The following is a 25,464-nucleotide window of genomic DNA, read 5'->3' on the forward strand; positions in this document are numbered from 1 at the left end:
GGATCGGCATGTCCCGCCACGAACGCATCCTGATCGACGGTCCGGCGGGACGCATCGAGGTCTTTGTCGAACCGAGGGAGGGTGCCCGGGGCATCGCCCTGATCTCCCATCCCCATCCGCTGTTCGGCGGCACCGCCGACAACAAGGTGGTGACCACCCTGGCGCGCACGTTCCGCGAGCTGGGCTATGTCACGCTGCGGCCGAACTTCCGCGGCGTCGGCGCTTCCGAAGGGGCGCATGATCACGGCGAGCAGGAAACCGACGACCAGCTCGCGGTGCTGGACTACGCGCGCCGCCGCTTCGGCGAACTGCCGCTGGTGCTCGCCGGATTTTCCTTCGGCGCCTATGTCAGTACTCGCATCGCCAAGCGCCTGGCCGAGGCCGGCCGGCCGGCCTCGCGCCTGGTGCTGGTGGGCACCGCCGCCGGCTTCGTCGAGGGCGCGCGCACCTACCGGAGCGAGGCCGTCGCCGCCGACACCATCGTCATCCACGGCGCGGCAGACGCAACCGTGCCGCTGGCCAATGTGCTGGCCTGGGCGGAACCGCTGAACCTGCCGGTGACGGTGATTCCCGGCGCCGACCATTTCTTCCATCGGCGCCTGCATCTGATCCGCGACATCATCTGCCGCGGCTTTGCCACACCGCCGTCCCCGCTGCCATGAACCCGGCCCTTTTTCCGCGCACGCCGCATCTCGCCGGCACCGACGCCGAGGCCAAGCGCGCCGAGATCCGCCGTTATTTCCACGCCACCGCCGACCGCTACGAGTCGCTGTTCGAGACCCTGATCGGCGACGAGGCGTATTACAAAAAGCCGATCTCCCTGCGCCATCCGCTGATCTTCTATCTCGGGCATACGGCGACCTTCTTCATCAACAAGCTGTTCGTCGCCGGGCTGATCGGCCAGCGCATCGACCCGCGCCTCGAATCGATGTTCGCCGTCGGCGTGGACGAGATGAGCTGGGACGATCTCAACGACGCCCACTACGACTGGCCCAGCGTCGAGGCGGTGCGCGCCTACCGGCGCCGGGTGCGCGAGGTGGTCGACACCTTCATCGCCGAGACGCCGCTGACTCTGCCGGTGGACTGGCAGAACCCGTTCTGGATCGTGCTGATGGGAATCGAGCACGAGCGCATCCACCTCGAAACCTCGTCGGTGCTGATCCGCCAGCACGATCTGTGCTACGTGCGCCCCCATCCCGACTGGCAGCCCTGCCGCACTACTGGACCGGCACCGGAGAATGATCTGGTGCCCGTCGCCGCCGGCACGGTACGCATCGGCAAGGACTACGCCGATCCGGTCTATGGCTGGGACAACGAATACGGCCGCCACGAGGCCGCCGTCCCGGCCTTCGAGGCCAGCCGTCATCTGGTGAGCAACCAGGAGTTCCTCGCCTTCGTCGAGGCCGGCGGCTACGCCGACGACAGCCTGTGGCAGGAGGAAGGACTGGCCTGGCGAAATTTCGCCCGCGCCCGGCAGCCGACCTTCTGGCTGCGGCGCGACGGCCAGTGGCGGCTGCGCCTGATGTGCGAGGAAGTGCCGATGCCCTGGGACTGGCCGGTGGAGACCAACTACCACGAGGCCAAGGCCTTCTGCGCCTGGAAGGCGCGCGCGAGCGGCCTGCCGGTGCGGCTGCCCAGCGAGGACGAGTGGTACCGCCTGCATGCCGTCAGCGGCGTTGCCGACCCCGTGCCCGAGCGCGCCTGTGAGGCCAACCTGCATCTCGACCACGGCGCCTCTTCCTGCCCGGTGACCCGCTTCCGTCACGGCGAGTTCTACGACGTGGTCGGCAATGTCTGGCAATGGACCGAGACGCCGACCTATCCATTCGACGGCTTCGCCGTGCACCCGGTGTATGACGATTTCACCACGCCGACCTTCGACAATCGCCACAACCTGATCAAGGGCGGCGCCTGGATCTCCTGCGGCGACGAGGCGCTCGCCGCCGCGCGCTACGCCTTCCGCCGCCATTTCTTCCAGCATGCCGGCTTCCGCTACGTGGCTGCCGCCGCGCCGGCGCCGGCCCCCGCCGTCGGCTACGAAAGCGACCGCATGCTGAGCGAGTACAGCGAGTTCCACTACGGCGGCGAGCACTTCGGCGTCCCCAACTTCCCGCGCACCCTGGCGCAACTCGCCATCCGCGCGCTGGGCGGGCGCCCCGCGCGCCGCGCGCTCGACATCGGCTGCGCCACCGGCCGCGCCAGCTTCGAACTGGCGCGGCATTTCGAGCGCGTCACCGGCATCGACTTCTCCGCCCGCTTCATCGGCGCCGGCGTGCGCCTGGCCGAGGACGGCGTGCTGCGCTACACCCTGGCGGACGAGGGCGAGCTGGTCAGCTACCGGGAGGTGCGGCTGGCCGACCTCGGCCTCGACGCGGTGCGCGGCAAGGTCGAGTTCTTCCAGGGCGACGCCTGCAATCTGAAGGACATCTTCACCGGCTACGACCTGGTCTTCGCCGCCAATCTGATCGACCGCCTCTACAGTCCGAAGAAGTTCCTCGACGGGCTGGCGGGCCGCGTCAATCCCGGCGGCCTCCTGCTCATCGCCACGCCCTGTACCTGGCTGGAGGAACACACGCCGCGCGCCGAATGGATCGGCGGCTTCAAGCGCGACGGCGAAAGCTTCACCACCCTGGACGGCCTGAAGGAAATCCTCCTGCCCCATTTTCGCCTGCTCGAAGGCCCGCTGGAGGTGCCTTTCGTGATTCGCGAAACCCGGCGCAAGCACCAGCACACCCTGTCCGAGGTCACCCTATGGGAGCGCCGGCAATAGCCCCCGCCGCCTCTGCCGCGGCCGCGATGCCGCTGGTCGTCGACGACCTGGTCAAGTCCTACGGCGGGCGCCGCGCGGTGGCGGGGATCTCCTTTGCCTTGCGGCGCGGCGAATGCTTCGGCCTCCTGGGTCCCAACGGCGCCGGCAAGACCACCACCCTGCGCTGCTGCCTGGGTCTGATCGCGCCCGACGACGGCCGCATCGAACTGGTCGGGCAGCCGGTGCCGGCCCGGGCGCGGCAGGCGCGTGCGCGCGTCGGTGTGGTGCCGCAACTGGACAACCTCGACCCCGACTTCACCTGCGCCGAGAACCTGTTGGTGTATGGCCGCTATTTCGGCCTGCCCGATGCCGCGATCCGCGCCCGGATTCCCCACCTGATGGATTTCGCCGGCCTCGCTGGCAAGGAAAACGCCGACATCAAGACTCTCTCCGGCGGCATGAAGCGGCGCCTGACCCTGGCCCGAGCCCTGGTCAACGATCCGGACCTGCTGATCCTCGACGAGCCCACCACGGGGCTGGACCCGCAGGCCCGGCACCTGATCTGGGAGCGCCTGAAGCGTCTCCTGGCCGAGGGCAAGACCATCCTGCTCACCACCCATTTCATGGACGAGGCGGAGCGCCTCTGCCATCGGCTGGCGGTGATGGATGCCGGACGCATCATCAGCGAAGGCTCGCCGCAGGGCCTGATCGGCGAATTCATCGAACCCCACGTGGTGGAGGTGTTCGGCGAGGACGCCCCCGGCTGGGCCGCCGCCGAGGCCGGCCGCTTCGCGCGCCGCTGCGAGGTGAGCGGCGAGACCGCGTTCTGCTACGTGGAGGACGCCCGGCCGCTGCTCGATCATCTGGCAACGCGCCCGCAGCTGCGCACCCTGCACCGTCCCGCCAATCTGGAAGACGTGTTCCTCAAGCTGACCGGCCGCGAACTGCGCGACTGAGCGGGGCTACCGGACACTTCACGCTAAAAAAGCCCCCATGAGCGCAGTCGAAATCGAAGCCACCCTCTCGGACCTTGCCCTCCAGTCCTTTGCCGCGCCCACGAGCGCAACGACGAGGTGCTGGAGCGCATCTACATCGGTCGCCGTTTCCGGAACGACACCGAGCGGCTGGAAAAGCTGTTCGAGCCGTACACGAAAATGACAGCGGAAAAACGCTCCTCACCCCAGCCCTCTCTCCGCAAGCGGAGCGAGGGGGCAATTGCGAAAACAACGAGGGGGACGCGAGCATGAGCATGAACAAGCCCCGTTCTTCCCCACCCTTGCCGCACGCAGAAACCCTGACGGTGGAATTCAAGAGTGACCTCAAGCGCCTGTCCGACGATGAGCTGGTCGAAGCCCTGGTGTGCCTGGCCAATGCCGATGGCGGGGAACTCTGGCTGGGTGTGGAGGATGACGGCACGCCGACGGGCCTGCATGAAGCCCACCGGAATCTGGCCGGATTGCCGGGGCTGGTCGCCGCCAGAACCTCGCCATCCCTGGGGGTGACGGTGGAGGCTCTGGATGTCGCAGGCTGCCGCGTCGCCCGGATTGCGGTTCCCAAGTCGATGTCCGAGGTTGCGACGACGGCAGGCGTGTATCTGCGCCGCCGTATCAAGCACGATGGCACGCCCGAATGCGTGCCCATGTTGCCGCATGACCGGATCAGCCGGGCATCGAGTTTTGGACTGACGGATGTGTCGGCCCAGCCGGTGGCCGGCGCCACGCTTGCCGATTTCGATCCGCTGGAGCGGGAGCGCCTGCGTCAGGCAATACAGAAATTCGGTGGTGACCGGATATTGCTGGAACTGGATGACGAGGCATTGGATGGCGCACTCGGATTCACCGTCCGTGTCGGGCAAGGGGCCCAGGCGGTACGGGTGCCAACGCTCACGGGCCTGCTGGTGATTGGTCGCGAGAATGCCTTGCGTGAACTCGTGCCCACGCATGAGCTGGCATTCCAGGTGCTGTCTCGCGAAGCCGTGTCGTTCAATGAGTTTCAGCGTTACCCATTGTTGAAAGCATTGGAATGGCTGGAAACCAATTTTCGTCCCTACAACCCGGAGCATGAAGTACAGATTGGTTTGTTTCGCGTTCCCGTTCCCAAGGTGGACATTGGCGCCTTTCGGGAAGCGGTGGCCAACGCCTTGGTGCACCGCGATTACCACCGTCTCGGTGCTGTCCATGTGCGGCTGGACGATCATGGACTGACGGTCAGCAATCCGGGAGGATTGATGGAGGGCGTGACACTCCATAATTTGCTGACGACCGAACCGCGTCCACGCAACCCGGCGCTGGCCGATGCCATGAAACGTATCGGTGTCGTCGAACGTTCGGGACGCGGGGTGGACAAGATTTATCGCGGCATGCTGCGTTTTGGCCGACCGGAACCCGACTACAGCCGCACCGATGACCACGGTGTGGTGCTGCAACTGGCAACCGTGGAAGCGGATGAGGTTTTCCTGCAACTGGTGGTCGAACAGGAAAGCCGGCAAGATGGGGCCGTACTGCCCATCGACAGCCTGATTGCGCTGGCCGCATTGCGCGAGCAAAAACGTCTGGGCGTGGAAGAATTGGCCGGGCACATCCATCGCGATCACTCCCAGGCCAAGCGAACGCTGGAACGGCTGGTCGAGGCCGGATTGGTGCAGCCTCACGGCAACACGCGCAACCGCAGCTATACGCTATCGGCGGAGGTTTATCGCGCCAAGGGCAAGCAGGTGGCCTACACCCGCCAGGCGGGGTTCAGCTCCTTGCAGCACGAGCAACTGGTATTGGGTCATCTTCAGCATCATGGGCGCATCCGGCGCGGCGAGGTGATCGAGTTGTGTCATCTGACTGGAGACCAGGCCGCCAAATTGTTGAAGCGGCTCAAGGACGAAGGCAGACTGGTGCAGCATGGCGAGCGGCGCGGGGCGTTCTACACCTTGGGCGAGAATGAGTCGCTATGAGCCGCCATGGGTACCGGGAAAAATTTGATCGAGTTTTGTTCTGCCTGCTGGGATTCGTTTGATTTATATGAAAATCATATATTTAACAATGTGTTAGATATTATTCCGGACGAAAGGGCTTTGATTCGATATGAGCCGATATGAGCCGATATGAGCCGATATGAGCCTCGTCCCTGATCCATGTTTTCTTGAGCAAATGCCATGAGCACGACCACGAGTCCATCGCGTTGGACATGGCGAAGGAAGGTTCCGACTGGATCTGGTGCGAATACGCCTTGACCATCGGCTACCGCCGCAGCCTGACCGAGATCGTGCAGATCATCGGGCGCGCTTCACCAACCTGATCGCCGAACCCGTGAACAGGAATCCATCCGTCAACATGCCATCGCGGCCATGAACATCACCCAGCAGGCCAAGCTGGGTTGAGCGCATCAAGGGTTGCGAAGGCTGGTGATCTACCAACCGCTGACATAGTCCCGCCCGCGGTCTGCGTACCGCTTTGCCGTTCTGTCGCGGCCCGTGTATCGGGCCGCTGTTAAGCCGCGATGACTTCCCCGTCGCGGCGGCTGCTTGACTGGGAGAAACCATGACCATCGTTCCCCGCGCCGCCTGACGCTGGGTGGCCGGTGCGCACCCGCTCCTGGCCTTCGTCTACGGCACCCTGGGCCAGTTGCTGTACGTGGAGCTCTCGCTGTTCCATTGCGCCCAGGCCAGTACCGTGATCGGCAGCCCTGCTGCTGCTCTCGGTGGCGGTCGATGGCGACAGCGCCGTGCTGCGCCGGCGCCTGGGATAGCGTTCAGATCGAGAATTGGCGCAGGGTCATGGAACCGGCATAGAATCGGAAGGGTGAACATCGGGGAGTCGGCGGTTGGTCCTAACCTCATGCGACAAAGATTCTTTGTTCCCCTGGTCGGCTTCTCCAGCTTTCTGCTGGTGATCCTGTTCGTGGCCCTGGCCCTGGGCCGCAATGCCCGGGAGCGGGAAGATTTCGAGAAGATGCTGGCGGAGCAGGCGGCGCGGGCGCAGACGGCTTTCCAGGTCGCGATGGCCAACCAGCAGGATCAGTTGGTCACCCTGGCCGCGCTGGTAGCCAATTCGCCCCGCGTTTCGGCGTTGTTCGCCCGTGGCCGGGAGGCGGTGCTGGCGGAAGGCGGCGGGGCCGGCCACCGTCGTGCCGCCGAAATCCGCGCGGCCTTGCTGCAGGAGGTGGAGCCATCCTGGCGTGTCCTGCAGCAACAGTTCGGCCTGCGCCAATTGCATTTCTTCCTGGCGCCGGGTGCGCTGTCCTTTCTGCGGATCCACGTGCCGGAAAAGTTCGGCGACCGCATCGACGAGATCCGCCCGCTGGTCGTCGATGTGAATCGGGATCGGCGCGCCCGCTCCGGGTTCGAGATCGGCCGTGTCCATTCCGGGGTACGGGGCGTGGCGCCGGTGTCGCTGCCCACCGCCGAAGGTGGCGCCACGGCCATCGGCGCGGTGGAGGCGGGCGGCTCCTTCGAGCCCATCCTGTCCCTGCTGGATCGCCAACTGACGGCGGGATTTGCCGTGGTGGTGGACCGCGCCCGGCTGGAGAGCGTCGTCTGGCCGGCCAACCGGCCGCCGGCTGGGGAGAAATACGTCTCCTGCGACTGCTATCTGGACACCGCCACGCGTCCCGAGGTGCGCGCCTGGCTGGCGGCGGGCGTCCTGCCGGCCTATGGCGACCGCTTCACTTCCAGCCTCCTGGCTTGGCGCGGACGCACCTACCAGGTGGTGCGTTTTCCCTTGCGCGATTACCTGGGCGGCAGGGATCCGCGGCGCGCGCCGGTGGGTTCGGTGCTGGTCTGGTCCGATGTCAGCGACGCAGTGACCGGATTGCGCCACCAGACCTGGCGCAACGTCGTCATCAATGCCTTCGGTTTCCTCGCGGCGGAGATCCTGCTGCTGCTGTTGCTGCGTTATTCCCGCGCCGAATGGCAGCGTCAGCTGGACAACGCGACGGCGGCGGCGCAGGCTGACCGACAGGCGATCGCCAGCCTGTCGCGTCGCAACGAATTGCTGCTGATGTCGGTCGGGGAGGGCATTTTCGGCATCGATCGACAGAGGAAGGTGAGCTTCGTCAATCCGGCCGCGTTGAAAATGCTGGGCTATGCGCGGGAGGAGGCGATCGGCCAGGATGCTCACACCTTGTTCCATCACCGGCAGTCCGATGGCCGCGAGTCTCACGCCAACGAATGCCCGATGCATCAGACGCTGCAGGATGGCGTGACCCGCACCGCCGAGGACTGGCTGTTCCGTAAGGACGGCAGCGGCTTTCCGGTGCAATGGACCATCACCGCCATGATCGACCAGGGCGTGATCGAGGGCGCGGTGGCGGCGTTCCAGGACATCGAGGTGCGGCGCCGTACCGAGGAGGAGATGCTGCGCCTGGCGACCACCGACACCCTGACCGGCGTGCCCAACCGGCGCAGCTTCATGGAGCAGGGAAAGCAGGAAATGGAGCGGGTGAAGCGCTTCACCCAGTCCGCCGCCTTTTTGATGCTGGATCTGGACTTCTTCAAGCGGGTCAACGACAACTATGGTCACATCGCCGGCGACGCGGCGCTGCGGCATTTCGCCATCGTGGCGCGGGAGAGTCTGCGGCGGGTGGATATCTTCGGCCGCGTCGGCGGCGAGGAATTCGCCGCCGTGCTGCCCGGCACCGACGAGGCCGGGGCGCTGGAACTGGCGGAGCGCCTGCGTACCACGCTGGAGCAGTCCCCCGCGCAATTCCAGGGCATCGCCATCCCGATGACCGTCAGCATCGGCCTGACCCTGCTGAAGCCCGCCGACGTCTCGCTCGACAACGCCATCAGCCGCGCCGACGCGGCGCTGTACCGCGCCAAGCAACAGGGCCGCAACCGGGTCGAGGTGATACTGTGAGGTGGACTCGCCCCCCTCCGGAGGGTTCGAGTCGGCTCGCTGTGCTCGATATCACGGGGAACGCTGTAGCGGCACCGATAGGTTGCGGCTGGCGCCGCGTGCCGCTTTTCCCCATCGTGGGAAAGGTGGCGCGGCGGAAAAGCTTTTTCGGCATTCCATCCCTTCGCCATCCTCCGGGGCGGAGCGACGGAAAAGCTCTGTCAAGGAGGCACGGAGGTTCTGATTTTGTGGAAGCGGGTATGGCCCGCTCCCACATGCCCCGTGCCCGCCGTATCGCCGCGAGTCAGGACGTTTCCTGATTGGGCACCACCCAGGGCCGCTCGTCGGCCGCCAGCGGATCGTGATCGTGCAATTGCCGTTCCAGCACCGCCAGCGTGGCTTCGGAGGCGTCGGCGCCCTGCGCGGCGCGGTGCGCCACGCGCTCGCGCAATTGCGCCGGCGACGCCTGGCAGGCCAGGATGGCGAACGGCACGCGGGCCGTGCGGGCCAGGGCGTGAAAGGCATCGCGTTCCCGCCGCCGCAGGAAGGCGGCATCGACGATCACCGACCAACCGGCCGCCAGGATCCGTTCCGCCAAGTGCGCCAGTCGCTGGTAGGTATGCTGGTGGGCGGCAGCGGTGTACAACCCGCCGTCCAGCGGGGAACCGCTGTGGTCCAGCGCGGAGAGGCCGAACAGGCGCTTGCGCTCGACGTCGGAGCGCAGGCGGATGGTTGCCGCGTCCGCATCCGCCTGCAGGCGCCGCGCCGAGGCCCGGCTCTTGCCGCTGCCCGAGAGGCCCCAGGTGATGGTCAGGGTGGGGGCCGGCGGCCGGCTCAACCGTCGCGCCAGCGCCAGATAGTCGCGCGCCTGGCACGGTTCGCCGCCCTCCTGGGCGGCGCGGATCGCGGCCACCTTGGCCCGCACCAGAGCCCGGTAGACAGCGTAGAAGCGCAGTACCGCCAGGGCATCGAAATCGCCGCTCGCGGCCAGCCAGGCGTTGAGCCACCATGCGGCCAGGTCCGGCTTGCCGTGGTCGAGCAGATCGACATAGGTGAAGGCGACCTCGCTGGCCACGTCGATCCAGCGGAACCCCTCGTTGAACTCGATGCAGTCGAAAGGCAGCACGCGTTCGCCCAGCAGCACCAGATTGCCCAGATGCAGGTCGCCATGGCATTCGCGCACCCGGCCCTGGTCGTGGCGCCGGGCGAAGTCGGCCGCGCGGCGCAGGCATTCGTCCGCGCTCCAGCGCGCCAGTTCCTCGATCAGGGGCTGATCATCGGGTGTCATCAGCTGTCGCAGCTCGGCGAAATTCTCCTCGGCGTCGGCGTGCACCTGCTGCGGCGTTCCCCACGGCGCCCCGCTCGCCACGGCCGGCGCCTCGGCATGGCAGCGGGCCACGGTCGCTGCCAGATCGTCCAGATGCGCCGGCGTGAGCGCGTCGCGGGCGCAGACGTGATCCAGGCGCGCCGCCTCGTCGAAGCGCTCCATCTCGACCGCGTATTCAAGCACCGGCCCGCTGCCGTTCCAGCGCGGGTCGGCGCTGCTGCCGGTGATCCGCGCCACGCCGCGGTACAGCTGGGGCGCGTAGCGGCGGTTCAGGCGCAGTTCGGCCTCGCAGCAGGCACGGCGCCGGTCCAGGGTGCCGTAGTCGAGGAAGGGCAGGACGATCGGCTTCTTGATCTTGTACGCCCGCGTTCCCGCCAGCAGCAGCCAGGAGATATGGGTCTCCACCAGGTCGACCCGCGTCGTCCCCGCGTCGTAGCGCGCGGGGTCCAGCAGGGCGGCGATCAGCGGCGATAGGGTCATGATGCGTATTATGCGGCCCTGGACGCATCGTTTTCACGCCATCATGACCCTGACTGAACTGCGCTACATCATCGCCTTGGCCCAGGAGCGGCATTTCGGCCGCGCCGCCGACAAGTGCTCGGTGTCCCAACCTACCCTGTCGGTGGCGGTGAAGAAGCTGGAGGATGAACTGGGCGTGGCGCTCTTCGAGCGCGCGCCGCAGGAAGTGCGGGTCACCGAGATCGGCGCCCAGGTGGTGGCCCAGGCGGGCCGCGTGCTGGCCGAATGCGCCCGGCTGACCGAAGTGGCCGCCGCCGGCCGCGATCCCCTGGCCGGCTCGCTGCGACTGGGCTGCATCTATACCATCGGCCCCTATCTGCTGTCGCGCCTGGTGCCCCTGCTGCGCGAGGCGGCGCCGGCGATGCCGCTGATCATCGAGGAGAATTTCACCCAGCGCCTGCTGGAAAAGCTCAAGAACGGCGAGCTGGACGTGGCCATCCTCGCCCTGCCGGTCGAGGAGCCGGGGCTGGTGGCGCAGCCGGTCTACGACGAGGTGTTCCGCGTGCTGCTGCCGGTGGGCCATCCCTGGGTCAAGCGCAAGGAGATCGAGCCGGCCCAACTGCTGGGGACGCCCCTGCTGATGCTGGGGCCGGGCAACTGCTTCCGCGACCAGGTGCTGGATCTATGCACCCCCGCCAATCTGCAGGCCGGCGCCTCGCCACACATCCTGGAGGGCAGCTCTCTGGAGACCATTCGCCACATGGTGGCCAGCGGCGTCGGCATCACCGTGATGCCGGCCTCGGCGGTGGATGGCATTCCCGCCAAGGATCCGCTGCTGCGCGTGCGGCCTTTCGTCGAGCCGCAGCCGACGCGGCGGGTGGGCCTGGTCTGGCGCAGCAGCTTTCCGCGCCATCGCGCCATCGACGTCGTGCGGTGCGCCTTGCTGGCGACGCGCCTGCCCGGCACCCGGCCGATCCGCTGACGAACTGAAGGAGCAGTCATGATGCGACGCTGGCAGTGTGTGGTTTGTGGTCATATCTACGACGAAGCGGCGGGCGACCCCGAGCATGGCATCGCGCCTGGCACCCGCTGGGAGGACATTCCCGCCGACTGGTGCTGCCCCGAGTGCGGAGCGCCGAAGAGCGACTTCGAACCGGTCGAATCCTGAGCGTCGGCCCGCGCCGTGCTCAACCCCTGACCCTGTCCGGTCTCATGGAAGCTTTTCTCGTCTCGACCGGCATCGTCGCCCTGGCTGAAATCGGCGACAAGACCCAGCTGCTGTCCTTCATCCTGGCGGCCAAGTTTCGCAAGCCCCTGCCCATCGTCCTCGGCATCCTGGTGGCGACCCTGGTCAATCACGGCTTTGCCGGCGCCGTGGGGACCTGGCTGACCTCCCTGATGGCGCCGCAGGCCCTGCGCTGGGTGCTGGGCCTGTCCTTCATCGGCATGGCGCTGTGGACCCTGGTCCCCGACAAATTCGAGGAGGACGAGGCCCGTCTCCCGCGCTGGGGCGTTTTCGGCTCCACCCTGGTGGCTTTCTTCCTCGCCGAAATGGGCGACAAGACCCAGGTCGCGACGGTGGTCCTGGCCGCCCAGTACCAGTCCCTGGCCTGGGTGGTCGTCGGCACCACGCTGGGCATGATGGCGGCCAACGTGCCGGCGGTGCTGCTCGGCGACCGCATCGCCCAGCATCTGCCGGTGCGGCTGGTGCATGGCATCGCGGCCCTGCTCTTCGCCGTCCTCGGTATCGCCACGCTGTTCGGTCTGGGCGACGGCCTGATCCCCTGAGGCCCTGGGCGCCCTGCGGCATCGGCTGCGCTGGCGCGCCGCACGACGTGGCGGCGATGAGGGGCATCGATGAGGTTTGCCGCAAGGACTGCCGGGGCAGTCCGGCTTCGGCCGGGGTTTATCCCAACCGGGCGATGCGGGATGCGGCCTCGTCGATACGCTTGCGTATCGACTCGACACAGGGAGAGAACCTGCCGGAGAAACCATCGCAATCGCTGACCATGGCAAAGAACATTTCAGCCAAACGCAGCGCCTCGCGCCAAGTGTCACCATCGACCGAAGCGGACAGTGAAACCGGCGGAAGCGTATCGACGAGTGCGCCTCCACTTCCAGGGGCAAACCCCATGGGCAGAACATCGTAAGCCGGCGCGAGCTGATACGGGCGGCCGTGACGACTTACAAACGATAGATTCCCCGCGTGCATGTCGGTATTGCCGATGAGGGTTCCGAATGCCCAAAGCAGTGCAGAACCAGCGACGGCGTCGGCATGGACATGGCCGGCAGCGACAAGTCGACTTACCAGCGACGGCCAGGGAGCCGAAACGTCTCCGACGAATTCCGCATCGAGCGCGCGCAGAGAGAACACGCCAACGCGGCCTAGCTGACCGATGCGGTCGAATCGCGGCACTTCCAGGAATCGCTGACCACCGAAATCGAAAACCTCGGTTTCGACGCCAAGCACCGAAAGCGCCAGATGCTCGGCAAGCAGCAGGTCGCGCCATCGCTCGCTGACGGGGTTATCGTCTGGCGCCGAAAATTTCACCAGCGCATGACCGCGCGCCGTATATGCGCAGAACTTCGGCTGCTTGCCACCCGCGGACGAGCCGGGAACCTCCCCGGCGCCGGCGGCACGCGCAAGCGCGGGATAGTCGGCAGCCCTATCGACTGGGAGCGGGGCCGGCATTCCAATGAATCGATCGCGCGCCAGTTCCCCGATCAACAGGTTGCCGATTGCGTCATGGCCATGCGCCAGCAGCGCCCTGATGACTTCAGTGTCGCCCCAATGCTCCGGGTTTCCCGGCAAGCCGAGACTGGCGGCGTACGTCGATGCGTAGGCCCGGCCGAGATAGCCCTGTGGCCGCATATCGAACAGCCACCAGGGTAGCCCGTCGCTATGAAGCGTCACGCCGTCGGCCTGCACCATGACGAACCCATCCGGGCGCACAGGAACGAGTGTGCCAAGCTCCCGAATCAGCCCCTCATCGCCAACGCGGAAAACCGGGGCCGACGCGAAGCCGCGAGACGTGTCCCGCAGGGCGTAACGAATAGAGGAGCCGGACCCAATCCGGATCACCTCGTCGCCAAGCGCAGCCAGCGCCCGCGAAACCGTCGGCTGGCTGATTCCAGTCTTCTCAACGATCTGGCGAGAGGCTATCGGCCCTTGACCGAGCAGCAGGCGAATCGAGTCGGAATGGCGAGCCACGGTGATGAATAGGTAAGTGAATAGATAAGTGAATGAGAATTGTAGCTGCTCCATGGCAACCAGTCACTACATTTTCTGCGCAATCGGGAGCGTGAATTCGTTACATCGAGGCGCTGCCATTCATCCCGATTCACGTCGCATGGCAGATAATCGAAGCGTTGCCGATTGACTGAAACACCATAAACCACTAAGGGCCAATTCATGGCGAACATCGCTGCACTACTCAAGCAGGAAATATCGCGCCTCGTCCGTAAAGAACTCAGGAGCGAAACCGAGGCACTCAAGAAGGCAAACGCCCGTTACCGTGCCGAGATCGCCGAACTCAAGCGTCGGGTCGGTACGCTTGAACAACAGTTCAAAGCTCTCGAACGACAAAACCACAAGCAAGCACCCAATGCAGTTCAAGCCAATGAGCCCGACGGCAATCTCCGTTTTCGTGCCGACGGCCTGAAAAAACATCGTGAGCGTCTCGGCTTGTCTGCGGCCGCGCTCGGTTCGATTCTGGGAACATCCCTGCAAACCATTTACAACTGGGAAACCGGCAAGACGCGGCCAAGCAAGGAACAGGTTGCCAAGATCGCTGTCCTGCGCAAGATGGGCAAGCGGGAAGTGCAGGCACGCCTGCAAGCCATGCAGGCGTGAATTTCCTGTCATGCAGAAACAACTGGCTGACTTGTGGTTCGGCCTATCGGCCTGGTATTACCGGGCGGCGCCACTTCTGATGGTCGGGTTTATCGACGATCCGGCCATGCTGGCGCTGGCATTCTGCTGATTCAATGGCGGCGCGTCTCAAACATCTCTGGCTGAAGATGCGGGCTTGGATGCGCTCGAATGCGGAGGCTCATGCCAAAGCGCCGACATCCCCTTGTTGCTCATCGCCACCGATGGACCACAAAAGGAAATCCAAGGCATGACCGACGAGCGAATGCGCATCGACAAGTGGCTGTGGGTGGCCCGCTTCTTCAAGACGCGCAGCCTGGCGGCGACCGCCATCGCCAGCCACAGGATCAAGTGCAACGGTGAGCATGTCAAGCCGGCCCGGGAGCTCAAGGCCGGTGACGAACTGGAAATCACCATTGGTCAGACCATCTTCGTCGTGATCGTCCAAGGCATGGCTGAACAACGCCGACCGGCGCCGGAGGCGCGACTGCTTTACGAAGAAACACCCGAAAGCGAAGCTCGGCGGCTGCGTGAGCAGGAACTGAAAAAGCTGGCACCGGTACCGGGATCGGACCTCAGGGGCCGACCGACCAAGCGGGAAGGTCGTTTGATTCGGGGATTAAAGGGATAACAAGGGGTAACCGCAAAACCTGGCGGCCTCGTTCGGAGGCCGCCAGGAAGTAGCAAAAAAGCAAAGCCCGGTATTCCGGGCCTTGCTGCATTACCACCCGCCGAATTTCTGTCTCTCAATCGTCACCACAGCGTCTCCCGCTCCGCGGTGGCGGTGATCTTGTGGATGGTGAGGTCGGCGCCTTCGTATTCCTCTTCCGGGTCGAGGCGGATGCCCACCGTTTTTTTCAGCAGGCCGTAGATGGCCAGGCCGCCGGTGAAGGCGATGGCGATGCCGAGCGCGGTGCCGATCAGTTGGGCGCCGAAGCTGACGCCGCCCAGGCCGCCCAGGGCGTGCTGGCCGAAGATGCCGGCGGCGATGCCGCCCCAGGCGCCGCACAGGCCGTGCAGGGGCCAGACGCCCAGTACGTCGTCGATCTTCCAGCGGTTCTGGGTCAGGGTGAACAGTTGGACGAAGAGCACGCCCGCCACCACGCCCGTCGCCAGGGCGCCCAGCGGATGCATCAGGTCGGAGCCGGCGCAGACGGCGACCAGGCCGGCCAGGGGGCCGTTATGGACGAAGCCGGGGTCGTTCCGGCCCAGCACCAGGGCGGCCAGGGTGCCGCCCACCATCGCCATCAGCGAGTTCATCGCCACCAGGCCGGAGATCTTGTCCAGGGTCTGCGCGCTCATCATGTTGAAGCCGAACCAGCCCACGATCAGAATCCAGGCGCCCAGGGCGAGGAAGGGAATGCTGGACGGCGGATGCGCGGCGATTGCGCCGTCCCGGGCATAGCGCCCGCGCCGGGCGCCCAGCATCAGCACGGCGGCCAGGCCGATCCAGCCGCCCACCGCATGGACCACGACGGAGCCGGCGAAGTCGTGGAAGTTGGCGCCGGTGGCGGCTTTCAGCCAATCCTGGATGCCCAGGGCGTTGTTCCAGGCGATGCCTTCGAAGAAGGGGTAGAGGAAACCGACCAGCAGGAAGGTGGCGGCCATCTGGGGATTGAACTTGGCCCGCTCGGCGATGCCGCCGGAGACGATGGCGGGGATCGCGGCGGCGAAGGTGAGCAGGAAGAAGAACCGAGTCAGTTCGAAGCCGCTTTTCTGCGCCAGTTGCTCGGCATCGACGAAGAAGTGCACGCCGTAGGCGATGCCGTAACCGATGAAAAAGTAGGCCAGGGTGGATACCGCGAAATCGCTGAGAATCTTCACCAGGGCGTTGACCTGGTTCTTCTTGCGCACCGTGCCCAGTTCCAGAAAGGCGAAGCCGGCATGCATGGCCAGGATCATGATGGCGCCGAGGAGGATGAACAGCACGTCGGCGGAGGTCTTCAGGGGTTCCATGGAGTGCTCCGTTGCTCAATGGGGCACCGATCAGCAACAACCGTACCCAGGGCCTCGGGCTTTGCGATTCAAGGGGTTGCGGAGCGGTATCAACGAAAATGGCACCGTTGCGGTGCCATTCGTGATTCGGGATGCACGGTCATGGTGCCTCCGGCCGCACTCAGGGAGCGCCGCCCTCTTCCGGTGCGTAGCCTTTGGGCAACAGGGCCCACATCCGCCCTTTTTGCTTCATGCGGCCAGCCTTGGCGCCGGCGTCGAGGCCGCTGCCCCAGTAGAAATCGGCGCGTACCGGGCCGCGGATTGCGCCGCCGGTGTCCTGGGCCAGCATCAAGCGGCGCAACGGCGTCTCGCTCAGGGGCTGCGTGGTGTCCAGCCACACCGGTGCGCCCAGCGGCGTGGTCCGCCGGTCCACGGCGATACTGCGTTCCGGCGTCAGCGCCACGCCCAGCGCACCGGGCGGGCCGTTGCCGGCGACCGGTAGTTCGCGGAAGAACACCAGGCTGGGATTGGCGTTGAGCAGTTCCTGCAGGCGCCCCGGATTGTTCTCCGCCCACTGGCGGATGCCTTGCATCGATGCCTGTTCGGCCTTGAGTTCGCCCCGGTCGATCAGCCATTTGCCGATGGAACGATAGGGATGTCCATTCTGGTCGGCGTAGCCGATGCGGATGCGGCCGCCATCGCTGAGCTGCACCTGGCCGGAGCCCTGGATCTGCAGGAAAAAGAAATCCAGCGGGTCGTTCACCCAGAGCAGGGCGTCGGCAGCGCGGCGGCTTTCCTGCCGGCCCCATTCGGCGCGCGAGTAGTAGGGCACCAGCTTGCGGCCCTCAATGCGGCCGCGTAGGCGCATATGCTTGAGTTCCGGATAAAGCCCGGCGAGGTCCACCGTGATCAGGTCGTCCGGCGGGGCGAAGACGGGGATGCCGTACGCCTTGCCGCGCTTGCGGCTGCCTTTGACGACAGGCTCGTAATAGCCGGTGACCAGGCCCTCGCGGCTGCCGTCGGGATTGACCAGCACCCAGGGCTGGAACCGGGCCTCGAACCAGGCGCGGACATCGAACGGCTCCTGCTGCGCGGCGCGTGCGGCGCCGCAGGTGTCTTTCCACAGGGGCTGCCGGGCGAGCGCGTTGCAGGAGGCGAGGAAGGCGTCGAAGCTGGCCACCAGGTCCGCGGGCGCGGCTTCGCTCCAGCCGGGCAGGTCGGCCCAGGTTGCGTCTTGCAGCGGTTTGGCCGCCGGTTTGGGAACTTCCGGCGTCGGGCAGACCGGACAGGGCTGCGCCGCCTCCGGCGCCGGCCGGGGGCCGGGCGCGGCACAGCCGGCGAGGAGGGTCAGCAACAGCAGCAGGGGCGGAAGGTAGGGCATGTTCTGTTAAAATTCGCGGGCAATTTTTTGGCAGTTCCTCGAATTATCCCATGGCAATTCCCCTGACGTTCGCGCTGTCCCTGCTTCTCCTCGTTCCCCTCTGGTATGTATGGCCGAAAGGTTCGGACAACGATGACTCCCGGCCCGGTCGCCGAGACTGAACTGAGCGCCTTCCTCAGCCGGGCCGAGGCCTTGCTGGTCCGCGTCGAGGCGCTGCTGCCGGCGCCGGTGCCGGCGCCCGACTGGTCGGCACCCGCGTTCCGCTGGCGCACCCGCGCCGGGCGCGGGTGGCTGGAGGCCGTGCGGCATCCGCATCGCATCGGCCTGGACGACCTGCATGGCGTGGATGAGCAGAAGCAGCGCATCGAGCAGAACACGCGTCAGTTCGTGGCGGGGAGCAGTGCCAACAACGTGCTGCTCACCGGCGCGCGCGGCACCGGCAAGTCCTCGTTGGTGAAGGCGGTGCTGAACAGGTTCGCCGCGCAGGGCCTGCGCCTGATCGAGGTGGACAAGAGCGACCTGGCGCATCTGCCGGAGATCGAGGAACTGATCGCCGGGCGGCCGGAGAAATTCATCCTGTTCTGCGACGATCTGTCCTTCGAGTCCGGCGAGCCGGGCTACAAGGCGCTGAAGAGTCTGCTCGACGGCTCGATTTCCGGCATGCCGGAAAACCTCCTGGTCTATGCCACGTCCAACCGGCGCCACCTGATGCCGCAGAAGATGGCGGAGAACCTGGAGACCGTGCATGCCGAGGACGGCGAGATCCATCCCGGCGAGACCACCGAGGAAAAGGTGTCGCTGTCCGAGCGCTTCGGTCTTTGGCTGTCGTTCTACCCCTTCGACCAGGACCACTATCTCGCCATCTGCAATCACTGGCTGGCGACGTTCGGCGTCGGCCCGAAGCAGATCAAGGCCGCGCGCGCCGAGGCCCTGCTGTGGTCGCTGTCGCGCGGCGCCCGCTCCGGCCGTGTCGCCTGGCAGTTCGCCCGCGACTACGCCGGCAAGACCAAGTCCTCCCGCCGTCCCGCTTCCGCATGAAGATCACCCAGGTCGCCGCCGCCGTGCTGCTGCGGCCGGACGGCAGCTTCCTGCTCGGGCAGCGGGCGCCGGACACGTTCTATCCGGGCTACTGGGAATTCCCCGGCGGCAAGGTGGAGCCGGGCGAGACGCCGCGTCAGGCGCTGGAGCGCGAACTGGAGGAGGAACTGGGCATCCGCGTGCTGAGCGCCCATCCCTGGATCGTGCGCGAGCATCGCTACGAACATGCCCATGTGCGGCTGCACTTCTTCCGTGTCGGCGCCTGGACCGGCGAGTTGCGCGACCACGTGCATTCCGCCTTGAGCTGGCAGGTGCCCGGCGAGACCAGCGTGGCGCCGATGCTGCCGGCCAACGGGCCGGTGCTGAAGGCGCTCGACCTGCCCGATTTCTATGCCATCACCCAGGCCGCCGCCATCGGCCCGGCGCTCCAGTTGGCCCAACTGGAGCGCGCCCTGGCGGCGGGGCTGCGCCTGGTGCAGTTGCGCGAACCCGGCCTCGCGGCCGCGGAACGCGGCGAATTCGCACGCGCCGCAGTGGCCTTGTGCCGCGCCCATGGCGCGCGCGTGTTGATCAATGGCGACCTTGAACTGGCGCGGGCGGTCGCTGCCGACGGCATCCATCTGCCGTCCCGCCAATTGATGGCATTGCAGGATCGGTCGGACTTCCCGGGCTTCCGTTGGGTGGCCGCGTCCTGCCACGACCGGCGGGAACTGGAGCAGGCCGACCGCCTGGGTCTGGACTTCGCCGTGCTGGGGCCGCTGGCGCGGACCGTCAGCCATCCGGAGCGGCCAGGCTTGGGCTGGGATGCCTTTGCCGCGCTGGCGCAGGGCCTGGGCCTGCCGGTCTATGCCCTGGGCGGCGTCGGTCGCGACGATCTGCCCACCGCCTGGGCGGCGGGCGCGCAGGGCGTGGCGGCGATCCGCGCTGCCTGGAACTAGGCTGGATATTTGACCCGGCCAAGTTCAGGAATCGGTGCCGGGTTCCTGCGGTTCCTCGCTGACCGGCACCCGGTATTCCTCGTTGGCCCAGGCACCCAGGTCGATGTTGCGGCAGCGTTCGGAACAGAACGGCCGAAAGGGATTCGCCGGCGACCACGCCACGGATTTGCCGCAGGCGGGACAGGGAACGATGCGGGGTTTCGGATCGGGCACGGTTTTAAGGCTGAGCAATGAAAAACGCGGGACTGCCGGCAATCACTCGGACCACCGCGCCCCGCGTCAAATTGATTATCGACAACTCTGCCCCGAACTTAAGCGCCGAATTCAGGGCCTGGTGCGGGTCAATTTCAAATCATCGGGCAGTCAGCGGACCATCGCGTGGAGCCGTGCGATGCGCTCCTCGGTGGCCGGATGGGTGCGGAACAGGCCGGCCAGGCCTCCGCCCGAGAGCGGATTCATGATCATCATCTGCGCCGTTTCCGGGTGCGCCTCGGCGCTGGCCATTGGAATGCCTCGCGCGTAGGCGTCGATCTTGGCCAGGGCGTCGGCCAGGGCGCGCGGATCGCCGCTGATCTCGGCGCCGCCGCGGTCGGCCTCGAACTCGCGGGCGCGCGAGATCGCCATCTGGATCAGCGTCGCCGCCAGCGGCGCCAGGATTGCGACCAGGATGCCGGCCAGGGGGTTGGCCGGGCGGCCGTTCTCGCTGCGGCCGCCGAAGAACATGGCGAAATTGGCCAGCGCGGAAATCGCGCCGGCCATGGTGGCGGCGATGGTCGAGGTAAGAATGTCGCGATGCTTCACGTGGGCCAGTTCGTGGGCCATCACGCCGCGCAGCTCGCGGGCCGAGAGCATTTGCAGGATGCCGGAGGTGGCGGCCACGGCGGCGTGTTCCGGGTTGCGGCCGGTGGCGAAGGCGTTCGGCTGGGCTTCGTCGATGATGTACACGCGCGGCATCGGCAGGCCGGCCTTGGTGGCCAGTTCCTGCACCATGTTGTAGAGGTAGGGACTGGACGCCGCGTCGACTTCCTGGGCGTTGTACATCGACAGCACCATCTTGTCCGAGAACCAGTAGGAGAACAAATTCATGCCGCCGCCCAGCAACAGCGCCAGCAGCATGCCGCCCTGGCCGCCGATCATGGCGCCGATGACGCCGAACAGGGCCGTGATGGCGGCCATCAGGAGGGCGGTCTTGAACCAGTTGAACATCTGGGAATCTCCGTGTTGGTAACGGCGGTTAGATGGGGGCGGCGGCAAAAGATTCAATCCGGGAATCATGCCCGTCTTGCCCGCCCTGGTGGCTTCGCTCCGCGGTTCAGGTCCTAGGCGAAGCGGTCTCCCGCGCGCAACGGGAAGCTGCGCAGGAAGTCGGCGGCCGTCAGGCGCTTGCCGCCGGGCTTTTGCAGCTCGGTGAGCGCCAGGGCGCCTTCGCCGCAGGCGACGATCAGGCTTGCCGCGTCGGCCTGCAGGATCGTACCGGGCGCCGCCGCGCCTGCGGCCGGCACAGCGTTCCAGATCTTGATCGGCGTGTCGCCGTACTGGGCCACCGCGCCGGGGAAGGGGTTGAAGGCGCGGATCCGGCGTCCCAGTTCGACTGCGGAACGGGTCCAGTCCAGCCGGCCTTCGGCTTTTTCGATCTTGTGAGCATAAGTCACGCCGGCTTCCGGCTGGGGAACGGGCGTCAGCGTGGGCAGGCGCCGCAGCGCCTCGACGATCAGCCGCGCGCCCTGGGCGGCCAGCTTGTCGTGCAGGCTGGCGGCGGTGTCGGCGGCGTCGATCGGCAGGGATTCCGTCAGCAGCACCGGGCCGGTGTCGAGGCCGGCTTCCATCTGCATGATGGCCACCCCGGTTTCCGCGTCGCCGGCTTCGATGGCGCGCTGGATCGGCGCCGCACCGCGCCAGCGGGGCAGCAGCGAGGCGTGGATGTTGATGCAGCCGCGGGCCGGTATGTCCAGCACCGCCTGGGGCAGGATCAGGCCATAGGCCGCCACCACCATCACGTCGCCGGCTGCGGCGCGGATCGGCGCATGGCTGGCCGCATCCTTCAGCCGCTCCGGCTGATACACCGGCAATCCGTGCGCCAGCGCAGTCTGCTTGACCGCGCTGGCCTGGAGCTTCTGTCCCCGTCCGGCGGGGCGGTCCGGCTGGGTGAGCACCAGCGATACCTCGAAACCGGCGGCGATGATGGCCTCCAACGCCCACGCGGCGAATTCCGGCGTGCCGGCAAACACGACTTTCATGGCGCGTCCCCGCCCAGGCCCGCGATCGTCAAAGGGTTTCCCTTGCCAATTTGGCGAGCTTGTTCTTGATCCGGGTCTGCTTCAACTGGGACAGGTACTGCACGAAGACCTTGCCCTGCAGATGGTCCATCTCGTGCTGGATGCAGATCGCCAGCAGCCCGTCGGCCTCGATCTCGACCGGCTGCCCCTCCAGGTTCAACGCCCGCACCCGTACCTGTTCCGCTCGCGTCACGGTCTCGTAGATGCCCGGCACCGACAGGCAGCCCTCCTCGCCTTCGCACTGGCCGGCCTGGTCGAGCAGTTTCGGGTTGATCAGGGTCAGCAGCTGGCTGCGATCCTCGGAAACGTCGATCACGATCACCTGCAGATGCACATCCACCTGGGTCGCGGCCAAGCCGATGCCCGGCGCGGCATACATGGTTTCCGCCATGTCGGCGGCGAGGCGGCGGATCGAGTCGTCGACCGCGACGACCGGCGCCGCTTTTTTGAACAAGCGGGCGTCGGGATAGCGAAGGATGGGCAGCAGAGCCATAAAACTATTGATGCAATAAGGATTTACGGGCAGAATCGAATGAACCGCATGAAGGTAGGTGGGCGACGGCGCAGAAAGCAGCGCGCCAGTCACGCCACGGCGCATAAGGGCGCATACGGAAAGGCCGAATATGTCGAGAATTATATCTGCGCTGCTACTCGCATTTTCAAGTGTCTCGCTCTGGGCTCAGGGCGTGTCTCCCGAACTGGCGCAGAATGCGCCGGAGCGCCATGTGGTGGTGCCCGGCGACACGCTGTGGGGCATCGCCGGCAAGTTCCTCAAGGACCCCTTCCGCTGGAATGAGCTCTGGAAGCGGAACGCGGAGGAGATCAGGAACCCGCACCGCATTTATCCGGGGCAGATCATCGTGCTGGAGCGGCACGGTGCCGATGGCCGGCCGCAGCTGAAATTGCTCGAACCGGAAATGGTGAAGCTGGCGCCCCGCATCCGCGAGGAGTCGCTGGCGAAACGGGAGATTCCGGCCATTCCACAGCGGGTGATCGAACCTTTCCTGACGGTGCCGCTGGTGACGGGAGAAGATGAGCTCGATCGTTCGCCCCGGATCGTGGCCATCGAGGAGGGCCGGGTCAACGCCAGCGACGGCAACAAGGTGTATGTGGCCGGCGCCACGGACGGCAACGCGACCCGGCAGTGGCAGATCTACCGGCCGGGCAGGAAGCTGGTCGATCCGGAAAGCGGCGAGGCCCTGGGCTACGAGGCCCAGATGCTGGGCACCGCGCTGTTTGAAGCCGCCGGTACGCCGGCCACCTTCCGCATCGGCCGGGCCAAGTCGGAAATCGCCCGCGGCGATCGCCTGGTGCCGGCGCCCCGCCCGGACATCGTCAGCTACCCGCAGCGCCTGCCGGCCGTGCCGGTGGCGGCGCGGATTCTTTCGATCGACCAGGGCGTCCGCACGGGGGGCGTTCTGTCGGTGATTTCCCTCTCCCGCGGCGCCAAGAATGGGGTCGAGGTGGGACATGTGCTGGCCCTGTACCGGGTCGGCGAGAAAGTCCGCGACCGGACCTCGGGCAGCTGGGAGAACTACACCACGCCCGACGAGCGGATCGGCCTGATCTATGTGTTCCGCGTCTTCGAGCGGGTGGCCTACGCCCTGGTCATGGAAGCCGACCGCCCCTTCACCACCGGCGATCTGGTGCGCAACCCTTGAGCCGGCCAAGCCGGAGTCCAGCGTAACGCTCATGGAAGCCGATTTCCCGCCCCGGTACATGGAATACGCGAAGAGCAAGAAGACCCTCCCCCTCCCGGCCGCCCACGGTCGGCCTTGCACAGCCGACCGGCTACGGCGGCGCAAAGCAGTGCTTTGCGAAATCCCGCCTCCGCCCCTCTCGCCGGGGGAGGTGACGGCATGGCTCGCTGCGCTCGAAGTCACCACACGCTCCGTTTTTGCGTTCTTTCACACTAAGGACTGATCGCCATGACTCGGGACGAAGTGCGGGACTGGCTGCGACTGGCTGCCGTACCCGGCCTTGGCGGCGCGTCCCAGCGCTTGCTGCTGAAGGCATTCGGCCTGCCCGAGACGATTTTCGCCGCCAGTGCGGCAGCCCTGGGGAGCGTGGTGGGCGAGGCGCTCGCCCGCCGCATCCTCGATCGCGGGGATGCGGCCGACGATGCCCTGGCGGCGGGCCTGGCCTGGCTGGACGAACCCGGCAACCGGCTGCTGACCCTGGCCGACCCCGGGTATCCGCGCAGCTTGCTGGACGGCGACGATCCGCCGCCCCTGCTCTATGTCAAAGGGCGCGTGGAGTTGTTGGGGCGGCCTTCCCTGGCGGTGGTCGGCAGCCGCAACAGCACCCGCCAGGGCGAAGCCAACGCCCAGGCGTTCGCCGCCAGCCTGTCGCAGCGAGGGCTGACCATCGTCAGTGGCCTGGCGCTGGGCATCGATGCCGCCGCGCATCGGGGCGGCCTGGATGGCGCCGGCTCGACGATCGCGGTGATCGGCACCGGTCCCGACCGCATCTACCCGGCCCGCAACGCCGAACTGGCGCGGGAGATCGCCGAGCGGGGCGTCATCGTCAGCGAGTTTGCCGTCGGTACGCCGGCCCTGCCCGCCAACTTCCCGCGCCGCAACCGCATCATCGCCGGCCTGGCGCGGGGCTGCCTGGTGGTGGAGGCGGCCGAGCGCAGCGGCTCCCTGATCACCGCCCGCCTGGCCGCGGAAGCCGGTCGAGAGGTGTTCGCCATCCCCGGCTCCATCCACTCGCCCCAGTCCAAGGGCTGTCACAAGCTGATCAAGCAGGGCGCCAAACTGGTCGAATCGGCCCAGGACGTTCTCGAAGAACTTCGCTGGGAAACGTCCCTCGCCGAATCCGGCGGGGAGGCGCTTTCCCCCGCCCCCGCCCCGGGGCGGGGGGTAGGGAGTGGGGGCACTGGTTTGCCCGAGGCTTCGACCGAGAGCGGGCAGGAGAGCCTCCTGCCCGCTCTCGGTCGCGACCCCTGTACTTTGGATGTCCTGGTACAGCGCACCGGCTTGACGGCGGACACCCTTCTTGCGATGCTGTTGCCGCTGGAACTGGAAGGCCGCATCGAGCAGTTGCCCGGCGGCCTGTATCAGCGACTTGCGTGAAGGCGCCCGAAAATGATCGAAATCCTTGTTTATCTGTTTGAAAATTATCTGCCGGAAGCCTGTCCGGCACCCGATGCCCTGGCCCGCAAGTTGTCCGCGGCGGGCTTCGAGCAGGATGAGATCTCCGAGGCCCTGGATTGGTTGGCGGGGCTGGACCGGCGCGACAGCGCCGTGGTGCGCCTGCGTTCCCAGAGCGAGGCGCTGCGGCTGTACGACGCGCAGGAAATGGCGCGCCTGCCTCTGGAATGCCGGGGTTTTCTGCTGTTCCTCGAACAGGCGGGCACCCTCGATGCGGAGACCCGCGAGGCGGTGATCGAGCGGGCGCTGGCCCTGACCGACGGTGAAGTCTCGCTGTCCAAGCTGAAGGTCATCGTGCTCACCGTGATGTGGCGGCATCAGCAGGAATTCGATGCCCTCGTCTTGGAAGAGCTGCTCACGGAGGGCGAGGAAGAAGAGGACGGGGAGGCGCGTCTCTGTCATTGAGCGCCGGCCCGGGCTGGCTTGCTTCGGGCCGGGCGGCGGCCTATCATGCCGCGCTCCTACGGGTCCCCAGGCGCAGCCAGTGCCCATGATGCAGGCTCCATCCGC

The 25,464-nt window shown here is 66.6% G+C and carries 24 protein-coding genes and 1 pseudogene; 17 read left to right on the forward strand and 8 right to left on the reverse strand.

Features of this window, described 5'->3' with window-relative positions:
- The first annotated feature begins 8 nt into the window (after window positions 1–8).
- From B9N43_RS13280 to B9N43_RS13305, 7 genes and pseudogenes are all read left to right on the forward strand, one after another.
- Window positions 9–662 carry an alpha/beta hydrolase gene (locus B9N43_RS13280; protein WP_145842665.1) on the forward strand — a complete coding sequence of 218 codons (654 nt, stop codon included), beginning with the start codon at window positions 9–11 and terminating at the stop codon, window positions 660–662.
- Window positions 659–2,770: a 5-histidylcysteine sulfoxide synthase gene (gene ovoA / locus B9N43_RS13285; RefSeq protein WP_145842666.1), complete on the forward strand. Its 2,112-nt coding sequence runs from the start codon at window positions 659–661 to the stop codon at window positions 2,768–2,770. Before B9N43_RS13280 ends, ovoA begins: the two co-directional genes overlap by 4 nt.
- Window positions 2,771–2,796: 26 nt before the next feature.
- Window positions 2,797–3,705 carry an ATP-binding cassette domain-containing protein gene (locus B9N43_RS13290; RefSeq protein ID WP_222428732.1) on the forward strand — a complete coding sequence of 303 codons (909 nt, stop codon included), beginning with the start codon at window positions 2,797–2,799 and terminating at the stop codon, window positions 3,703–3,705.
- Window positions 3,706–3,783: 78 nt separating this feature from the next.
- Window positions 3,784–3,996, forward strand: a pseudogene (locus B9N43_RS17800) (type IIL restriction-modification enzyme MmeI); the annotation flags it as partial.
- Window positions 3,993–5,693 (forward strand): ATP-binding protein, encoded by a 1,701-nt coding sequence (locus B9N43_RS13300; RefSeq protein WP_222428733.1) that lies wholly within the window; start codon window positions 3,993–3,995, stop codon window positions 5,691–5,693. The pseudogene B9N43_RS17800 and the gene B9N43_RS13300, both read left to right, overlap by 4 nt.
- Window positions 5,694–5,881: 188 nt before the next feature.
- Window positions 5,882–6,037 (forward strand): hypothetical protein, encoded by a 156-nt coding sequence (locus tag B9N43_RS17225; protein ID WP_186454061.1) that lies wholly within the window; start codon window positions 5,882–5,884, stop codon window positions 6,035–6,037.
- A gap of 539 nt (window positions 6,038–6,576) precedes the next feature.
- The gene (locus B9N43_RS13305) at window positions 6,577–8,595 is read left to right on the forward strand and encodes a diguanylate cyclase (protein ID WP_145842668.1); all 2,019 of its coding nucleotides are present in this window, start codon (window positions 6,577–6,579) and stop codon (window positions 8,593–8,595) included.
- A 283-nt stretch (window positions 8,596–8,878) separates the two neighbouring features.
- Here B9N43_RS13305 and B9N43_RS13310 read toward each other — a convergent pair whose 3' ends face one another.
- On the reverse strand, window positions 8,879–10,381 hold the full coding sequence (locus B9N43_RS13310) for an AAA family ATPase (RefSeq protein WP_145842670.1): 1,503 nt from the start codon (window positions 10,379–10,381) through the stop codon (window positions 8,879–8,881).
- On the opposite strand from B9N43_RS13310, the gene B9N43_RS13315 reads away from it, so the two are divergent.
- From B9N43_RS13315 to B9N43_RS13325, 3 genes are read left to right on the forward strand one after another with little or no spacing between them, the layout of a single operon-like run.
- Complete coding sequence (locus tag B9N43_RS13315) at window positions 10,380–11,342, forward strand: LysR substrate-binding domain-containing protein (RefSeq protein WP_261379332.1); 963 nt, start codon at window positions 10,380–10,382, stop codon at window positions 11,340–11,342. The two genes, B9N43_RS13310 and B9N43_RS13315, sit on opposite strands and share 2 nt — an antisense overlap.
- Window positions 11,343–11,363: 21 nt before the next feature.
- Entirely contained in the window at window positions 11,364–11,528 is a 165-nt protein-coding gene (locus B9N43_RS13320; RefSeq protein WP_145843574.1) for a rubredoxin, read from the forward strand.
- 44 nt (window positions 11,529–11,572) lie between these two features.
- Window positions 11,573–12,148 (forward strand): TMEM165/GDT1 family protein, encoded by a 576-nt coding sequence (locus tag B9N43_RS13325; protein ID WP_145842671.1) that lies wholly within the window; start codon window positions 11,573–11,575, stop codon window positions 12,146–12,148.
- 118 nt (window positions 12,149–12,266) lie between these two features.
- Here the strand turns inward: B9N43_RS13325 and yjjJ are convergent, their stop codons facing one another.
- Window positions 12,267–13,625: a type II toxin-antitoxin system HipA family toxin YjjJ gene (gene yjjJ / locus B9N43_RS13330; RefSeq protein ID WP_261379333.1), complete on the reverse strand. Its 1,359-nt coding sequence runs from the start codon at window positions 13,623–13,625 to the stop codon at window positions 12,267–12,269.
- A 147-nt stretch (window positions 13,626–13,772) separates the two neighbouring features.
- Between yjjJ and B9N43_RS13335 the strand changes: the two genes are divergently transcribed.
- Window positions 13,773–14,213, forward strand: a complete 441-nt coding sequence (locus B9N43_RS13335) for a helix-turn-helix domain-containing protein (protein WP_145842672.1) — start codon at window positions 13,773–13,775, stop codon at window positions 14,211–14,213.
- Between the two features lie 175 nt (window positions 14,214–14,388).
- Window positions 14,389–14,862 (forward strand): RNA-binding S4 domain-containing protein, encoded by a 474-nt coding sequence (locus B9N43_RS13340; RefSeq protein WP_261379334.1) that lies wholly within the window; start codon window positions 14,389–14,391, stop codon window positions 14,860–14,862.
- Window positions 14,863–14,984: 122 nt separating this feature from the next.
- On the opposite strand, the gene B9N43_RS13345 is transcribed toward B9N43_RS13340, so the two are convergent.
- Window positions 14,985–16,187 (reverse strand): ammonium transporter, encoded by a 1,203-nt coding sequence (locus B9N43_RS13345; RefSeq protein WP_145842673.1) that lies wholly within the window; start codon window positions 16,185–16,187, stop codon window positions 14,985–14,987.
- A gap of 160 nt (window positions 16,188–16,347) precedes the next feature.
- Entirely contained in the window at window positions 16,348–17,547 is a 1,200-nt protein-coding gene (locus tag B9N43_RS13350) for a murein transglycosylase A (RefSeq protein ID WP_145842674.1), read from the reverse strand.
- Between the two features lie 132 nt (window positions 17,548–17,679).
- On the opposite strand from B9N43_RS13350, the gene B9N43_RS13355 reads away from it, so the two are divergent.
- Window positions 17,680–18,585 (forward strand): ATP-binding protein, encoded by a 906-nt coding sequence (locus B9N43_RS13355; protein ID WP_145842675.1) that lies wholly within the window; start codon window positions 17,680–17,682, stop codon window positions 18,583–18,585.
- On the forward strand, window positions 18,582–19,523 hold the full coding sequence (locus tag B9N43_RS13360; RefSeq protein WP_145842676.1) for a Nudix family hydrolase: 942 nt from the start codon (window positions 18,582–18,584) through the stop codon (window positions 19,521–19,523). Before B9N43_RS13355 ends, B9N43_RS13360 begins: the two co-directional genes overlap by 4 nt.
- 24 nt (window positions 19,524–19,547) lie before the next feature.
- Here the strand turns inward: B9N43_RS13360 and B9N43_RS13365 are convergent, their stop codons facing one another.
- From B9N43_RS13365 to def, 4 genes are all read right to left on the reverse strand, one after another.
- Window positions 19,548–19,736: a DNA gyrase inhibitor YacG gene (locus tag B9N43_RS13365; protein ID WP_145842677.1), complete on the reverse strand. Its 189-nt coding sequence runs from the start codon at window positions 19,734–19,736 to the stop codon at window positions 19,548–19,550.
- Window positions 19,737–19,886: 150 nt separating this feature from the next.
- A complete protein-coding gene (gene htpX, locus B9N43_RS13370; RefSeq protein ID WP_145842679.1) occupies window positions 19,887–20,729 on the reverse strand; it encodes a zinc metalloprotease HtpX in 843 nt (280 codons plus the stop codon).
- Between the two features lie 113 nt (window positions 20,730–20,842).
- The gene (fmt, locus tag B9N43_RS13375) at window positions 20,843–21,760 is read right to left on the reverse strand and encodes a methionyl-tRNA formyltransferase (RefSeq protein WP_145842680.1); all 918 of its coding nucleotides are present in this window, start codon (window positions 21,758–21,760) and stop codon (window positions 20,843–20,845) included.
- A 28-nt stretch (window positions 21,761–21,788) separates the two neighbouring features.
- Window positions 21,789–22,292: a peptide deformylase gene (def, locus tag B9N43_RS13380; protein WP_145842681.1), complete on the reverse strand. Its 504-nt coding sequence runs from the start codon at window positions 22,290–22,292 to the stop codon at window positions 21,789–21,791.
- Between the two features lie 193 nt (window positions 22,293–22,485).
- Here def and B9N43_RS13385 point away from each other — a divergent pair, with 193 nt between their 5' ends.
- The 3 genes from B9N43_RS13385 (at window position 22,486) to B9N43_RS13395 (ending at window position 25,359) form a co-directional block, all read left to right on the forward strand.
- A complete protein-coding gene (locus tag B9N43_RS13385; protein ID WP_222428734.1) occupies window positions 22,486–23,460 on the forward strand; it encodes a LysM peptidoglycan-binding domain-containing protein in 975 nt (324 codons plus the stop codon).
- Window positions 23,461–23,727: 267 nt separating this feature from the next.
- The gene (gene dprA, locus B9N43_RS13390; protein WP_145842683.1) at window positions 23,728–24,876 is read left to right on the forward strand and encodes a DNA-processing protein DprA; all 1,149 of its coding nucleotides are present in this window, start codon (window positions 23,728–23,730) and stop codon (window positions 24,874–24,876) included.
- A gap of 12 nt (window positions 24,877–24,888) precedes the next feature.
- Complete coding sequence (locus B9N43_RS13395) at window positions 24,889–25,359, forward strand: DUF494 family protein (RefSeq protein ID WP_145842684.1); 471 nt, start codon at window positions 24,889–24,891, stop codon at window positions 25,357–25,359.
- The last annotated feature ends 105 nt before the right edge of the window (window positions 25,360–25,464 follow it).

Source organism: Denitratisoma sp. DHT3 (assembly GCF_007833355.1).
Taxonomy (GTDB): domain Bacteria; phylum Pseudomonadota; class Gammaproteobacteria; order Burkholderiales; family Rhodocyclaceae; genus Denitratisoma.

What these genes read in the sequence shown, in the direction of transcription:
- B9N43_RS13280 (WP_145842665.1), top strand. Translation starts at nt 9, where the DNA reads ATGTCCCGCCACGAACGCATCCTGATCGACGGTCCGGCGGGACGCATC.
- ovoA (WP_145842666.1), top strand. Translation starts at nt 659, where the DNA reads ATGAACCCGGCCCTTTTTCCGCGCACGCCGCATCTCGCCGGCACCGAC.
- B9N43_RS13290 (WP_222428732.1), top strand. Translation starts at nt 2,797, where the DNA reads ATGCCGCTGGTCGTCGACGACCTGGTCAAGTCCTACGGCGGGCGCCGC.
- B9N43_RS13300 (WP_222428733.1), top strand. Translation starts at nt 3,993, where the DNA reads ATGAGCATGAACAAGCCCCGTTCTTCCCCACCCTTGCCGCACGCAGAA.
- B9N43_RS13305 (WP_145842668.1), top strand. Translation starts at nt 6,577, where the DNA reads ATGCGACAAAGATTCTTTGTTCCCCTGGTCGGCTTCTCCAGCTTTCTG.
- B9N43_RS13315 (WP_261379332.1), top strand. Translation starts at nt 10,380, where the DNA reads ATGATGCGTATTATGCGGCCCTGGACGCATCGTTTTCACGCCATCATG.
- B9N43_RS13310 (WP_145842670.1), bottom strand. Translation starts at nt 10,381, where the DNA reads ATGACCCTATCGCCGCTGATCGCCGCCCTGCTGGACCCCGCGCGCTAC.
- B9N43_RS13320 (WP_145843574.1), top strand. Translation starts at nt 11,364, where the DNA reads ATGCGACGCTGGCAGTGTGTGGTTTGTGGTCATATCTACGACGAAGCG.
- B9N43_RS13325 (WP_145842671.1), top strand. Translation starts at nt 11,573, where the DNA reads ATGGAAGCTTTTCTCGTCTCGACCGGCATCGTCGCCCTGGCTGAAATC.
- yjjJ (WP_261379333.1), bottom strand. Translation starts at nt 13,625, where the DNA reads ATGGAGCAGCTACAATTCTCATTCACTTATCTATTCACTTACCTATTC.
- B9N43_RS13335 (WP_145842672.1), top strand. Translation starts at nt 13,773, where the DNA reads ATGGCGAACATCGCTGCACTACTCAAGCAGGAAATATCGCGCCTCGTC.
- B9N43_RS13345 (WP_145842673.1), bottom strand. Translation starts at nt 16,187, where the DNA reads ATGGAACCCCTGAAGACCTCCGCCGACGTGCTGTTCATCCTCCTCGGC.
- B9N43_RS13350 (WP_145842674.1), bottom strand. Translation starts at nt 17,547, where the DNA reads ATGCCCTACCTTCCGCCCCTGCTGCTGTTGCTGACCCTCCTCGCCGGC.
- B9N43_RS13355 (WP_145842675.1), top strand. Translation starts at nt 17,680, where the DNA reads ATGACTCCCGGCCCGGTCGCCGAGACTGAACTGAGCGCCTTCCTCAGC.
- B9N43_RS13360 (WP_145842676.1), top strand. Translation starts at nt 18,582, where the DNA reads ATGAAGATCACCCAGGTCGCCGCCGCCGTGCTGCTGCGGCCGGACGGC.
- htpX (WP_145842679.1), bottom strand. Translation starts at nt 20,729, where the DNA reads ATGTTCAACTGGTTCAAGACCGCCCTCCTGATGGCCGCCATCACGGCC.
- fmt (WP_145842680.1), bottom strand. Translation starts at nt 21,760, where the DNA reads ATGAAAGTCGTGTTTGCCGGCACGCCGGAATTCGCCGCGTGGGCGTTG.
- def (WP_145842681.1), bottom strand. Translation starts at nt 22,292, where the DNA reads ATGGCTCTGCTGCCCATCCTTCGCTATCCCGACGCCCGCTTGTTCAAA.
- dprA (WP_145842683.1), top strand. Translation starts at nt 23,728, where the DNA reads ATGACTCGGGACGAAGTGCGGGACTGGCTGCGACTGGCTGCCGTACCC.
- B9N43_RS13395 (WP_145842684.1), top strand. Translation starts at nt 24,889, where the DNA reads ATGATCGAAATCCTTGTTTATCTGTTTGAAAATTATCTGCCGGAAGCC.